17 protein-coding genes are annotated in these 13215 nt (G+C 37.9%); 8 read left to right on the top strand and 9 right to left on the bottom strand.

Annotated elements, in window-relative coordinates; translation table 11 throughout:
- From V7783_RS14840 to V7783_RS14830, 3 genes are read right to left on the bottom strand one after another with little or no spacing between them, the layout of a single operon-like run.
- On the bottom strand, positions 1–990 hold the full coding sequence (locus V7783_RS14840) for a DUF58 domain-containing protein (protein ID WP_335679375.1): 990 nt from the start codon (positions 988–990) through the stop codon (positions 1–3).
- Positions 990–1895 (bottom strand): AAA family ATPase, encoded by a 906-nt coding sequence (locus tag V7783_RS14835; protein ID WP_335679374.1) that lies wholly within the window; start codon positions 1893–1895, stop codon positions 990–992. The genes V7783_RS14840 and V7783_RS14835 overlap by 1 nt, the downstream gene beginning before the upstream one ends.
- 26 nt (positions 1896–1921) lie before the next feature.
- A complete protein-coding gene (locus V7783_RS14830; protein ID WP_335679373.1) occupies positions 1922–2302 on the bottom strand; it encodes a response regulator in 381 nt (126 codons plus the stop codon).
- 448 nt (positions 2303–2750) lie between these two features.
- Between V7783_RS14830 and V7783_RS14825 the strand changes: the two genes are divergently transcribed.
- The gene (locus V7783_RS14825) at positions 2751–3149 is read left to right on the top strand and encodes a hypothetical protein (protein WP_335679372.1); all 399 of its coding nucleotides are present in this window, start codon (positions 2751–2753) and stop codon (positions 3147–3149) included.
- A gap of 216 nt (positions 3150–3365) precedes the next feature.
- Here V7783_RS14825 and V7783_RS14820 read toward each other — a convergent pair whose 3' ends face one another.
- Complete coding sequence (locus V7783_RS14820; protein ID WP_335679371.1) at positions 3366–3557, bottom strand: hypothetical protein; 192 nt, start codon at positions 3555–3557, stop codon at positions 3366–3368.
- Between the two features lie 127 nt (positions 3558–3684).
- On the opposite strand from V7783_RS14820, the gene V7783_RS14815 reads away from it, so the two are divergent.
- The 7 genes from V7783_RS14815 to V7783_RS14785 all read left to right on the top strand — a co-directional run bounded on the left by V7783_RS14815 (position 3685) and on the right by V7783_RS14785 (position 9430).
- Positions 3685–4965 carry a phage/plasmid replication protein, II/X family gene (locus V7783_RS14815; RefSeq protein ID WP_335679370.1) on the top strand — a complete coding sequence of 427 codons (1281 nt, stop codon included), beginning with the start codon at positions 3685–3687 and terminating at the stop codon, positions 4963–4965.
- Positions 4962–5339 (top strand): single-stranded DNA-binding protein, encoded by a 378-nt coding sequence (locus V7783_RS14810; protein WP_335679369.1) that lies wholly within the window; start codon positions 4962–4964, stop codon positions 5337–5339. The genes V7783_RS14815 and V7783_RS14810 overlap by 4 nt, the downstream gene beginning before the upstream one ends.
- Positions 5340–5341: 2 nt before the next feature.
- Positions 5342–5605 carry a hypothetical protein gene (locus tag V7783_RS14805; RefSeq protein ID WP_335679368.1) on the top strand — a complete coding sequence of 88 codons (264 nt, stop codon included), beginning with the start codon at positions 5342–5344 and terminating at the stop codon, positions 5603–5605.
- A gap of 26 nt (positions 5606–5631) precedes the next feature.
- On the top strand, positions 5632–5769 hold the full coding sequence (locus tag V7783_RS14800) for a hypothetical protein (RefSeq protein WP_335679367.1): 138 nt from the start codon (positions 5632–5634) through the stop codon (positions 5767–5769).
- Positions 5770–5861: 92 nt separating this feature from the next.
- Positions 5862–7961 (top strand): hypothetical protein, encoded by a 2100-nt coding sequence (locus V7783_RS14795; protein WP_335679366.1) that lies wholly within the window; start codon positions 5862–5864, stop codon positions 7959–7961.
- The gene (locus V7783_RS14790; protein WP_335679365.1) at positions 7954–8277 is read left to right on the top strand and encodes a hypothetical protein; all 324 of its coding nucleotides are present in this window, start codon (positions 7954–7956) and stop codon (positions 8275–8277) included. Before V7783_RS14795 ends, V7783_RS14790 begins: the two co-directional genes overlap by 8 nt.
- A 4-nt stretch (positions 8278–8281) precedes the next feature.
- On the top strand, positions 8282–9430 hold the full coding sequence (locus V7783_RS14785) for a zonular occludens toxin domain-containing protein (protein ID WP_335679364.1): 1149 nt from the start codon (positions 8282–8284) through the stop codon (positions 9428–9430).
- A gap of 528 nt (positions 9431–9958) precedes the next feature.
- Here the strand turns inward: V7783_RS14785 and V7783_RS14780 are convergent.
- From V7783_RS14780 to V7783_RS14760, 5 genes are all read right to left on the bottom strand, one after another.
- On the bottom strand, positions 9959–10330 hold the full coding sequence (locus V7783_RS14780) for a hypothetical protein (protein ID WP_335679363.1): 372 nt from the start codon (positions 10328–10330) through the stop codon (positions 9959–9961).
- Positions 10331–10537: 207 nt separating this feature from the next.
- On the bottom strand, positions 10538–11110 hold the full coding sequence (locus V7783_RS14775) for a tRNA-(ms[2]io[6]A)-hydroxylase (RefSeq protein ID WP_335679362.1): 573 nt from the start codon (positions 11108–11110) through the stop codon (positions 10538–10540).
- Positions 11111–11225: 115 nt separating this feature from the next.
- Complete coding sequence (locus tag V7783_RS14770) at positions 11226–11864, bottom strand: sulfotransferase (protein WP_335679361.1); 639 nt, start codon at positions 11862–11864, stop codon at positions 11226–11228.
- Positions 11865–11874: 10 nt separating this feature from the next.
- Positions 11875–12762, bottom strand: coding sequence for a substrate-binding periplasmic protein (locus V7783_RS14765; RefSeq protein ID WP_335679360.1), 888 nt, complete (start codon positions 12760–12762; stop codon positions 11875–11877).
- Between the two features lies 1 nt (position 12763).
- Positions 12764–13138, bottom strand: a complete 375-nt coding sequence (locus V7783_RS14760) for an MAPEG family protein (protein WP_335679403.1) — start codon at positions 13136–13138, stop codon at positions 12764–12766.
- Positions 13139–13215: the final 77 nt, after the last annotated feature.

The raw sequence follows: 13215 nt of genomic DNA, 5'->3' as shown, positions 1-13215 counted from the left end.
TTAACCCTTGGCCATATTGGAAAAGCGACTAAGTGCTTCTAAACATTTTTGACAGTGTTGTTTTCCTTCGTCCACCTCAAATAAGCGGGCTTCTAATTGCAAACCGTACGGAGTGCCTTGCTGACACGCATTGCTTATCAAATAGCTCAATTGTTGTAGGCGAGATTCAGTGTTGCCTTGTAACTGATTAAAATCAAAAAAAACACTTTGTGCTGAGTAATTTACAAATTCTTTAACCATCAACTGCTGGGTTTTAGCGTAGTGTTTCCATGACACCCGTTTCATATTCATACCTATTTGATGAGGTATAAGCCCATCAAACTCGTCGCTCCCATGTGTGTTCTTGTGATCACCATCATCAATGCTTTGATTAAAATGCTGATTTGCTTGTTGCACTGGTTTGAGCTGTTGCGGGTAAACAAATACACTATGTGTTAATTGCATATAGCTCCACGTTGAGACCAGACCGAATGGGTAACGGCTAATAATTTTTAAACGTTTTAATGGATACTCACCTCGTTTTTTTAGCGGTAAGTCTAAACTCACTAATTGTGAGGGGGCGGTTACTTCATCAATCGTTGTTAGCATTTTATTTTCATAACTAAACTGTAGAGAATGGCATGTTTTATCGTTTGAGAGCTGCAATTGAAGTTGCGCACAACTTGGGGCGTAGCTGGCAATATGCTTTTTGTAAGATACCGTTAAACCTTTAACATTGTTATAGCCAAGTAATAATGAAAAAATCATCACCACGAGCATTAAGTACGCCATCACTAAGATCAAATTATTTTGATAGTTAACTGCCAATATAAAATTCAGAGCAGTGATCAGTAGAAAACTGCTGCCAAGCTTAGAAGGTAAAATATAAATGTTGTTATGCGTTAATGTAAGCTGTTCAGTATTGTGCTTATTTTTAAGTAACAAACTAAAAAGCTTAGCCTTTAATTTAGAAAATAGAGCAGGGCGTGATACTTTCTTATTCTCATGCATTACAAAGGTACATTAACGTCATTTAATAATTGATTGAGCTGTTGTGCGCTGGTGTCATGGTTTAAACCTAATCGGTGCTCTGTTACGCTTGCGAAAATGGCTTGTATATCATCTGGAGTAACAAAATCACGGCCATCAATAAACGCCCAGGCTTGTGCGGCTTTTCCTAAAGCAATACTGGCTCTTGGAGAGAGCGCATTAGCAAATTGACTATTATTACGTGTTGCCCAAACAAGCGCCAAAATATAATCAACAACCGGTGTACTCAAAGTAACAGTGCTAATTTTATTTTGTATCTGAATTAATTGCTCTGCGTTAATGCGTACTGGTAAACGGTCATAATCTCGATTATTTTGGCCTAAAATCAATCTTCGTTCAGCTTCTTGTGGTGGAAAACCTAAGCTAATGCGCATAAAAAAACGGTCTAATTGAGACTCAGGTAAAGGGTAAGTTCCTGATTGATATAAAGGATTTTGAGTAGCTATAACAAAAAATGGACTGGGCAGGGCATGTTTATCGCCATCCATTGTTACTTGGTTTTCTTCCATTGCCTCTAATAAAGCACTTTGTGTTTTAGGACCTGCGCGATTTATTTCATCAGCTAAGACTACTTGACTGAAAACAGGCCCTTTATGAAAGGTAAACTCATGTTTATTGGCGTTAAAAATACTTGAACCGAGAATGTCTGAGGGTAATAAATCACTGGTAAATTGCACCCGTTGATACGTTAAACCCAAAACCGCTGCGAGTGCGTGCGATAAAGTGGTTTTTCCCATACCTGGCAAATCTTCAATTAATAAATGCCCTTGGCTAAACAAGCAAGTTAACGCAAGTTTGATTTGCTGCTGTTTACCATAAATAACCCCAGATAAATCATCAATGATTGCTTGTACAATTTGTTGCATAGTAACCTTATGGTTTTTGAATAGGCTTAAATTAGTTCTAAGCGCTTCATTACCGTATCGACTTTTTTTGCATTAAATGGTTTTGCAATAAAACCTTTAGCGCCAAGTTCCCACGTATTTTGTACATTCTCAAGGCTATTGTGGCCTGAACACATAACAACATGGGTGTGAGGGTAATTGTCATTAAGGTATCCAAGGATCTCAGTACCATCGGTGTCGGGTAATTCAATATCGAGAAAAATAACATTAGGGGATTTTTCATCAATCAAGCTTTTAGCTGATTCAAAATCGTTGCTTTCGAGAATATCCTCAAAACCTAACTCAGTTAAGATTTGATTTAAGTAGTCACGTATATCTTGAACATCATCAATTATTAGGATTGGTTCTAACGGGCGCACAAATTCCATATTGTTTACTTCTTGTGATACAGCTTAAATTGTATTTTTAATACTATGCTAAGCGATAATGAAGCTCAAGAAAGATACTTGAATTAAATACGATTATTCCAATAAAATCCCCACTAAGTCCGATACCGTCTAGTATTGGACTTAGTGGGGTTAATAATGAAAAGAAGTACGCCTTGCAGCGTAATACAGGTAACATCCTATAATTTGTACACGGCGTTATGTTTAGAAAACGCCCCGCCAAAATATCTAACTGGCGGGGCGTTTGTGGTTTTTCGTGTGGAAAATAGCGCCAGCCCACACGAACTAGAACAAAAGCCCTTTTAAGCGTAGCGGTTCTAGCCCGTCACATAATGGCAATTATGGGTTGTATTACTATCCTTGATACTTGTAACAAATATCAAAATGGAGTATATTTTGATTCATGTTACACAAATCAAGTTTGACCACTATGAAAACCTTTGAAATCTTTGTTACGCAAGTAGGTTCTTTTCACTCACTTTCATGCCCTGAAACAGGTGATAAAGCTGGATATACCGAGGGCGTTATGAAGTTTAACTGGATACCTAAAGACTCAGTGGATTTGGAATATAACATTCACTGTTCTGATTTATTTGATGCTATCAGTAAGTTTAATGAGCTTTTAAATGATACGTATGGCGGTTATTCACACGGCGGAAAACGTGAAGGTTCGGGACGGCCACGCGCAGAACCTAAGAAACCAGTTCGAATTACTGAAAGAGAAGAGCGTTTGCTTTTGCTTTTGCGCCAGTACAACTTGACCGAGGATTTTATCGAGCAGGCTATTTTTAAAGCCCATGATAGAGATAAACATGGCGACAGCCGATAGCGAAGCGGAAACCTAACCCATCTAAATCATATCGATATTGTTTTGGCTGCACTGTCTAAAGCAATATCACTAAATTAAATCGCCCCTCTGATAAACCAAACCCATATTTGAAATAAACCCAGGTGACCTGAAATAGGCACAGGTGTTTGAGTCCACATACTTTAATAGTGGACTCTAGTCCCATTAATAGTGGACTCTAGTCCCATTTTGAGACTTTTACGCTGAATCCTTTCGTTTATTTTTTAGATCTTTTACCGCTTCATCTAAATAATTATCGATTAAATACTGCACAATTGTTGATGTCTTTATTGTCTCTCTCGTTGCAATTGTTATTTCTACTGCTGCGTCCTGCAATACGTCTTTACGCTCTCCATTTATAGCAATGGTGGTGTCTTTACGCTTTTTCATCTGCAAAAAATCTTAGTAAATAATCATGCAACTATACAACATTTAAAAAATAATTATGAAATATGTTTACATGTATTAAATCTGCTGCCTATAATCACCTAAATTATTTATTTCGTGTTTACATGTAATGATTGACCTCTTAACCATAAAGATACCATTCGTTGAATCGATTGTTGCTATGTCTCCAGATGGGACTAATGGCCTAATCGATTTGCGTGAGTGTCAAAAAAGAGGTTGTCGATTAGCCGCCGGTGATGTTGATTTTACAACGAACGATTATCGTCTTGATTCTGAAAATATCTGTGTTGCCGAAGTGTCTGCACTTTTGCACCCATTCGAATCACTGCCTAGCTCGTGGTCAACACTGGCTTTTAAAATTAGGGCAGGGGGTGAAAATTACTACCCGTTCATCGAATTAAAAGCCAGTCCTGCAAAATTATTACAAGGGCATAACGTTTACGGTTCGTGTGATGTGATGTTGTGTATTGACTCACTAATCACCGCGTTTTGTTACGCAATGCCAGACATGGCCGAAATACTAGAATTTAATAATGCCGAACTTGCACAAATAGATTGCACGTTTAGCGCTCACTTAAAAACCGAGTCAGATAGTCGAAACGTAATTCACGCATTACGCAACATATCAAACGGTCAAACAAGGGGCGCTAAATCTGCATTTGACACAACTGCATACTTTGGCAAAGGCTCACGTCATAAACGACTAAAAGCCTATTTAAAGCAATTTGAGTTGCAAGACCAAATTAATAAAGCACAAGCAAAATACGACAAAACCAAAAGCCAAGCTTTTAAAAATCAGCTTAAAGCTATGACATCACCAGAAGTACAAGAATTCGCAAAAAACGCATTGCGCCTTGAAGCTAGCATTATGCCACGTATGTTAAAACGTCTTGGTATACCGACTAACTTATGGGCATTTGAAACATACAGCGAATCATTTGATGGGTGTTTAATTCAGCAATTATGGAAACAATCTTGGCAAGACATTTTTAAAACGTTCGAAGGTGCAACTATGCGTACTTACTCTGATACTGAAATACAAGAAAACTTAAGAGAGCAATTTAAAACCGAAACTAAAAATGGTTTTAGCTATTCAAAAGCCGATCGCCTATTTCGCACTTTCAGAATGATGAAACATGAAGGGTGGGATGAAGTTAAATCAACAACTCCGAAAGCTACTTTTTATCGAACTATTGAAGAGCTTACCCAAGTTGTACCAAAAGCTTACTTACAAAATTTACAAGCAACTGCATCTAATGTCGTTCCGCTCATCCGTTTTGTAAATGTTGATTTTGAAAAGCAACACCCGAGCAACTGGGTAGAACCTCAACGTCTATCCGACCAATTAGAACTACCTGAAAACCGCGAACTACTAAGACTAGTTTCATGACCACAACCAACCAATTCATTGACGGCCAACAAACCGCAATTGATACATATAACGAGGACTTATCAACTATGACTATGATAATTGAAATTTTAGGTACTAACGGCGCTAACGTACCAACGCCAAGAACGTTTGCAGCAAAGGGTGATAAACCTGCTCGTACTGTTTACGAACAAAAAGCGTATGCACACATGGGCGGCATTTTCCCTGTTGAATTTAAGATCACACATGATGATCACAACAACGCATACCAAGTTGGTAAATACGAGTTAGCAGGTTCATCGTTCAAAGTTAACCAATACGGCCAATTAGAATTAGACCGTTTTGGTATGGCATTAACACCTTATGCAGATTTTGCAGATAAAAAGGCAAGTTAATCATGGCTACTTGTGTACAGCTCGAATACGGCGAACTTAAACCAACTGCACAATCAATTCAAGATTGCACAGGCTTTGTCATGTTAGAGCCTACCGAGTATCAACAGTTTCTACTGGGTTCATCACTTTTTGACCCCAGTGAAATTTCTATCGAAGTAGCACAGGCGCTTTTTGTCAGTGGTTTTTCGTTAGTCATAATCTGCTATATGACCGCTTGGGCATACGGCACTGTAATCAACTGGTTTAAACCAGTTCACGATAATTAAACTTTTTAAGCTAAAAGGAAAATACTATGGATTTTACAGGTGTTACATCGGCGGTTGACGCCGCGATTATTGTTGCAGCTATCACTGCGCTAGCTGGAATTAAGATTTTACCGGGCGTTGCAATGTGGGGTTACAATAAAGTTATTGGCTGGTTCCGAGGCTAAAAACCTTAAACAACGTTACATGCTAAAGCCCCGTTTCATCTTCGGTTCGGGGCTTTTTTAATGGAGAATTATTATGATTTGGGGAATTTATTATGCCGTACTTGGAATTGCTTGCGCCGTTGCGGTTATCCGTGGTTTCGAAGGTGCGTAAATTAATAACTTGGCTATGTCGTGGCATTAAATACTTTCTACGCCATCCAATAAAATCTGTATTTGCATTGCTTAAACTTTGGTTTTGCTTGATGCTGTTCACTGTTTTTGCATCAGTGGTAATGGCCGCCGATGAACCAAGCGATTTATCTGATGTTTATGTAACAGAATCACCGGCATCACCTAATGAAGAAACAAAAAATCAATATGTTTGTGGTTCTGGTGATATAACCCCAAAAACTGCCGACAATGTTTATCAAGCATGTCAGCCAACATGGCTTCAAGAAGCTCAAGAATCTTTTGCATCAAAAGTTGGCGTATGCCAAGCTCCCGTTTTTACATGGGATTCAGCAAAGCCTTGGATTCTACATCAACCACACGGTATTTTAGACTGGAAAGAAGAGTGTATATATAAAGATAGCTCCCGAAGCTTTTCAGGTTCTGGTGCTACTTCCGTAGGTACTATTCCTGAATATTCATGCCCACCCGATGACTTTCCAAATCATAAATTCTTACTTTCATTAGGCTATAACCCAACCACACAAGTTTGGGAGGAGCAGGCTTCTCAACCTAAAAAGTGTTATATGAGGCGAGCACCAGTTGACCCTGATGAAACATGCAAAGGCGGTGTTGGTAAGCAAGCTGCTGTTTACAATATCACCGTTAATAAAGAAGATTATCCAAATGGCGGTCATCCCACTTGCTTATCTCGCAATAGCTACACATGTGAAGTTACTGGCGGTCCTTGGCTTGAGGTTTACTCAGATGAAACCACTTCCACTTGGACTGTAGGCTCTGGAACTTTTACTGGTTATGAATGTGACCCTTCAGGACAGCATGTTATTGAAGAACCATTTGCCGAAGATAAATTTTGCACCGCTATAAGAGCTGATGGGATTTTCCAAGTTGGCTGCCCTGAATCTTCTATCTCCATAAACTGGAATCAGGTAACAGGTTTGGCCGAACAATCAGCACGTGACAATGCGCGAATTGCTGATATTGAAGCATCTTATTTAACAAGCCAGCAAATTAATGAAGCCATTCAGTCAGCTACCCTACAGGGTGAAAAAGGGGAAAAAGGAGATAAGGGCGAGCAAGGTATTCAGGGTGTTGCCGGTGCTAAAGGTGCAACTGGTGAAAAAGGCGCTGATGGTAAAGATGGTGTTGATGGTACAAATGGTATTGATGGTACAAATGGCATTGATGGTACAAATGGCATTGATGGTCAAGACGGCGCTGATGGTGCAACTGGTGAAAAAGGCGCTGACGGTAAAGATGGTGTTGATGGTACAAACGGTGTCGATGGCCAAGACGGCGCTGATGGTGCAGCTGGTGAAAAAGGCGCTGACGGTAAAGATGGCATTGATGGCCTAGCTGGTGTTGATGGTAAAGATGGCATTAACGGTAAGGATGGTATTGATGGTGAAGATGGGGTTGGCTGCTCTGTAATTAATACCCCAGACGGCGCATCTATCGCATGTGAAAGTGGAACAGCAAAGCTTGAAAATGGTGATTCATGTACAACGGTTCAATTACCTAATGGTGATGCTCAAATATCTTGCGAAGATGGCACAATGTCTGAAATAAACGGGGTTGATGAAGATGGAATAATTTCAGCTTTAGACACTCAATTAACAGAAATGAAAAAGCAAACAACCGAACTTGAAAAGCACACTGAGTCACTAAAAAAACTCAGCGAATATGATGGTGATAAACCACTAATTGATTATGAAACTAAACCTGATGCTTACACAGAAATAGCCGAGTTTGATTGGGAAAATAATAACTTCGGAACTGTTATGGAGGAACATATAGATGCCATGCGCGGCTTGCCTTTATTTTCAGCAATAGATAATTTTTTCGTTACTTCCTTTGGTGGCTCTTGTCCTGTTTGGGAAGAAACAGTCACGGTATTTGATGCTAGTTTTAACGTAAGAATTGACCAATTTTGCTCTAGTGCTGTTCAAAATATACTCCCATACATACGAGCTATTTTAATGCTTGCTGCTGGGTTCTTTGCTTGGAGGATTGCAATTGAATGATTTTATAGACTGGCTAGCCCAACAATGGCAAGCCTTCATAGACTGGTGCTATGAAATAATAATATTCATATTAAATGGGTTGATGTGGTTAGTGCTTCAAACATTTGAACGTTTACTCGAAGGTTTTAGGTTTGTCTTTGCAATGATAGACCCACCACAATTTATACAAGGTGGCATAAGTGCTTTTACTGCTGGCATACCATCAGATGTTGGTTATCTATTGGGAGCAACTGGCTTTAGTGATGCGCTGGCATTAATTGGCTTGGGTTATACGTTCCGTTTAACTCGTAAAGTATTAACATTATTCCAATGGTAACAATATGATAATTTTCCACGAAGGGTTACCAGGTTCTGGTAAAAGTTATGAAGCACTTGTAAAACATATAATTCCAAGCTTAATCAAAGGGCGTAAAGTGTATGCTCGCCTTAATGGTTTTAACTTTGAAAAAGTAAGTGAATTAACAGGTAAAACAGTTGATGAACTTAAAGCACTTTATACTGAAATAACAGAAGAGCAGGTTCATACCGTATATGACTTGGTTGAAAATGATTGCTTACTTGTTATTGATGAGCTTCAAAACTTTTTCCCCAGTGGAAGGCAAAAGCTTAGTGATCAAATGACACAATTCATTGCTGAGCATCGACATAGAGGTATGGACATAATCTGCATGGGTCAAGCTCTTGCAGATTGCCATACTACATGGAAACGCAGAATAGAACGCAAAATTACATTTTTAAAATTATCTATGGTTGGCATGGATAAAAAATACAGATGGGAAATGTATCAAGGCTCTATCAATGGGATTAAGGGTGATGTTGTTTTTAAAAAGGTAAAATCAGGCACTGAAAACTACGATAGCAAATATTTCGGTTCATACCTTAGCCACCAACAAACAACTGGCAATACAGATGTCTATTCAGATGACCGAGTAAATATTTTTAAATCAAAGCAATTTACTTTTTTTTTACCCGTTTTTGTTGCTGTAATTGCTTTTTCAATTTACTTTTTAACAGGTTTTTTTAACGGTGATACTCAAATCGTAAATACCAAAGCTAAAGAACCTAGCAACGGGCCCGTTGCAAAAGTAGAAAATCAGCAATCAGTTTCTATTGATGAAAAAGGTAAAGCTCAAGAACCAAAACCGAAACCGAAACCAAGTACAGACCCATACCAGAATTTAAGGGATCTAATTCAGAACAATAATTCAATGATAACTTACGAAGAAATCTATAAAGGTCGTATAGCTGACTTACTAATTGTTGTTGAAAATAACGCCAAACAAGTAATTGATACTTTTACTCGCGATGAATTATTGATGCTCGGATATCGTTTAAAAAAAACACTTTTAGGTATCGAGGCATATAGAGGAGATACTTTAGCTGCTGTTTTTAGATATAAACCAACGCAACAATATTTTAATAATCAAGTACCTGATGAATCGTACCACGATTTATACACATCAAATTAAACGCTAAAACCCAAGCCTTTCAACTTGTTGAAAGCCTTGGGTTAGCGTTTATTATCTAATAAATTTATTATTCTCATCCATCACTAACAACCCATAATTTATATTATGTTAAATAGAATATAAATAACAATTAACAAGCTAATTGCCGTGATAAATAAACACTATTTCCCAACTAATATGCAAATTTAGATTAATCAAACATCCACAACTCACTTTAACCTCACACCGTACACGTCCAACTTTGATTTAAATACACTGTTTAAAAGCGATTAGCATTACATTAAACGTAAATCTGAAACCCTATTTAAATCATGAAAGCTTGTACGCTATTTTTAATTAGTCGATACACAAGTTTTTTATAGCGCCCATTACTGTACTTTTTTATTTGCTAATTGAAAGCGCACTAAAGCTAAACGCCAAAGCGTTACTTTTACCCTGTAAATTTAGGATAACTGCTACTTCTTTCAAGAATAATTAGCTTGATAGTATTTTATCTTTTTCTGGAGATATTATAACGGCTTGGTTGTCTCACTTGATAGCTACCAATTGAAACTCTTCACGATTCTCTAAGTACTTTTTAAAGGTAATGCGTGCGTGCCAAAGTTGCTCCTCAGATTGCATTTGATAAATTACAGGCCCTGAGGTTTCTTTAGCTAAATGCAGTAACTTGCTGTATTCGCGGGCATCTATTTTACCATCGTCAAAATAAGATTCGGCAACGCTGATAAATTCACTGTCGTTGTATACATCCATGTGCCAAATTAGCGATCGATACATATTGGGTGTTACCTCAACCGATGCTGTTGTTTTATTAAACAGCTGAACTTCACTGTAAATTGAGTTACCAGTAATACCTATGCCCACTAAAGATAAAGTTGTGAGTGTCATCATCCATTTCATGCTCAACGCCTCATCATTACGTATGAGTATAAGTATAGGAGATGAATATTACATTTGATGTTTATTTAATCAATTTCATAATTGACTATTATTTTTAAAATTAATGATTGTTGTTTTAACGGTGTTTTTTTATTGTCATAAACGGTGAGTTATTAGCATTTGGCAACCCTGTATTGCAATAACTCACAGCTTAACGAATTGATATATTTAGTGAAGTGCTGCGGTGAATGGAATACTTTGACAAATTTTCGCTTCGGCAATAAGTATTTCTTCTAAGCGATTATCAACGTCACTTTTATCAAAATATTCATAGGCTAATTCAACAAATAGGTTTTTATGCTTTTCTTCCGACTTGGCGATAGCAACGTAAAAATCTTTCTCTTTACCAAGCGGCAATGCTTGAGCAACCAGTGAGAAACGTTCATGTCCCCTCGCCTCTATTACTGCGCCAACTAGCAGCCTATCCATTAAAAATTCATCACGACCATTTCTAAATACGGCGCGAATTTGTTTTACATAAGGGTCTTTTTGGTCGTTGCCTAAGTTAACATCGCGATCAAGAAGTAGCTTAAGTACTTGTTTGAAATGGATCATTTCTTCCAGTGCTAAGTCGGTCATCGCTTTAACAAGTTTTCTGCGATCAGGATAATGTGACAGCATAGACATAGCCATGCCCGATGCTTTTTTCTCAGCAGCGGCATGGTCTTGTAAAAAGGTATCAAAGTCAGCAAGTACAGCTTCGGTCCACGAAAATGGCGTATGGTATTTTAATTCAAACATAAATATTTTACCTAAAAACTAATGGCGCGATTTTAACGTAATTGAACAGCAAAATCTTGTTGTTGAGGCAATTTTAAAAGCGTTAATGCGTATTATCCTCGACTGTGTGGTTGTTTTATTGTTCTGGGTATAATTGTTTATCAATTTTACCCTTTGCTGTAGATGCTATTTTAAGTGGATGCTTAATTGCATTCCAAGCTGTGACCTTGCCGCCCATATTCATTTTTTCAAACTGAGTGAGCGTTGTTTGTACCTGTAAGAATGCACACAGTGACGCAAAGCTGTTTGGGTTGGCGATATCAATGGATAAAAAATCATTAGGCCGAGCGACAAAGTAATGCTGGGCGGTATTTTTGTGCGCTTCATAGCATCGCAACAGGTCATCGTCACGTTCAATATCGTTACTCGAAAAGTCCCCAAAGGTGTTTAAATAACAGCGCTTAATATGAGGATTAAATCCGCCATCCGCTCTAGTTAAGTTTACTTGCATACGTTGTAATAGTTGGCGAATTGACGGCAGCCATTTGTCAGACGCGCGCTCTAAATAAATAAACTTAGCGTTTGGGTAAAGTTTATCAAGTTGTTGATAGTCATTAAAAATTGGCGTATCGGCTAGCACTTGTGCATTAACAAAGGTTTTTTGAGTATACGCCGTATGTGCGCAGCTAAAACCTAACTGTAAAAAGGCATGACATACACTGGTGGTACCCGTACGTGGTAAGCCAATAATAAAAATTTTAGTGTTTGGATCCATGACGACTTATTTATTGAGTTGGTTGTTTTTCAGGCGTGAACCACAAGGTACTGTTATTCACTGGTGTTAATTTTGGAAGGTGTTTGTTTTCTAATTTTATAATTTTTTTATCTGCTAGTTTTGCATTTGCGATAGTTTGGGCAAAGTAGTGATCAAATAATTTATTGAACTGGCCATTGCTGTGTATTTTTTCAAGCCCAGTTTCGATTGCATTATGTAAATCATCACGCTGCGAATTCACAAAAAAATAAATTGCTGCAGGATATGAAAATACAACATTAGGCACGACAGTGATCTCGTGGGTTTTTGCTAGTTGTGATAATTCCCAATCAACTTCTAAAATTGATCGTGGAAATGCATCACCTCGCCCTTTAATAAGCATATTAAACAAAGATTCATAACTTGTTGACGTGGATACTTGAAAGTCATTATCCTTTAAAATCTCTGTATCGGGCCAATCATGACCTTGCACAAAATAAAGTTTTTTAAGTTGAGTCGGTGTTTTTAGCGGTTCAAATAGGGGGAGTTTGTCTTTTGTCGTGAGTAATAAACGCCAGCCATACAAGCCTTTGTAAATTGGAATTCGAATCGGTTTAAAAACCGCTTCTCTTTCTATACTGGTCATTGACCACACTACGTTGACCAACTCACCTTGCTCTAACTCTTTTAAAGAGCGACTTTGCACCATTTTTATTGATGATTGTAACGTGTAAGCTTGGCCACTATGCTCTAATGCCAGTTTGAGTAACGCCAACGGATACCAATTATCCAGTTCGTGCTCTCGTTCAGGCTTAGGGTAAATAATATTGAGAGTGGCTTTTGGCTGATCATTGCTAGCAAACGTAGTAACTGGGTATACCAGCAAAGTAATTGCAAGTGCTAACCTGCCAGCCATCATATTAGAAAAAACGACCTAGTAATAAAGCAAGGGCACTCAGTGCTAATGTCGCAAAAGTAGCTAACATACCAATTACTCTAAGTTTTAATGTGTTGTCATTAATAGCAATACTGTGACAAACACGGCCAAACACCAGTAAAGTGCCTAAAATATGGCAGTAATAACTACTTAAACCTTGGTACTCGGCTAAAAATATTAGAATAAGTGCAAAAGGAACATATTCAATAAAATTGCCATGAGCACGTGTTGCTCTTAGTAATTGCGGATTGTCGTTAGTGCCTAATGATATTTGGTTTGATTTTCGCACTTTCACTACATTTATACTTAAATAAATGTACATAAAAGCTAATATAGCTGCATAGAAAGAGATGATCACATTAATTTCCCCATTATTTTTTGCCATAATAACACAAGATTTATTATCGAATAGCCCGCTGTTATGCTGATTTATAT

The sequence above is a fragment of the Pseudoalteromonas sp. genome (genome assembly GCF_036960685.1).
Classification (GTDB): domain Bacteria; phylum Pseudomonadota; class Gammaproteobacteria; order Enterobacterales; family Alteromonadaceae; genus Pseudoalteromonas.
Note: the sequence above shows the minus strand (reverse complement) of the source record. Positions and strands in the feature narration are given on the sequence as shown.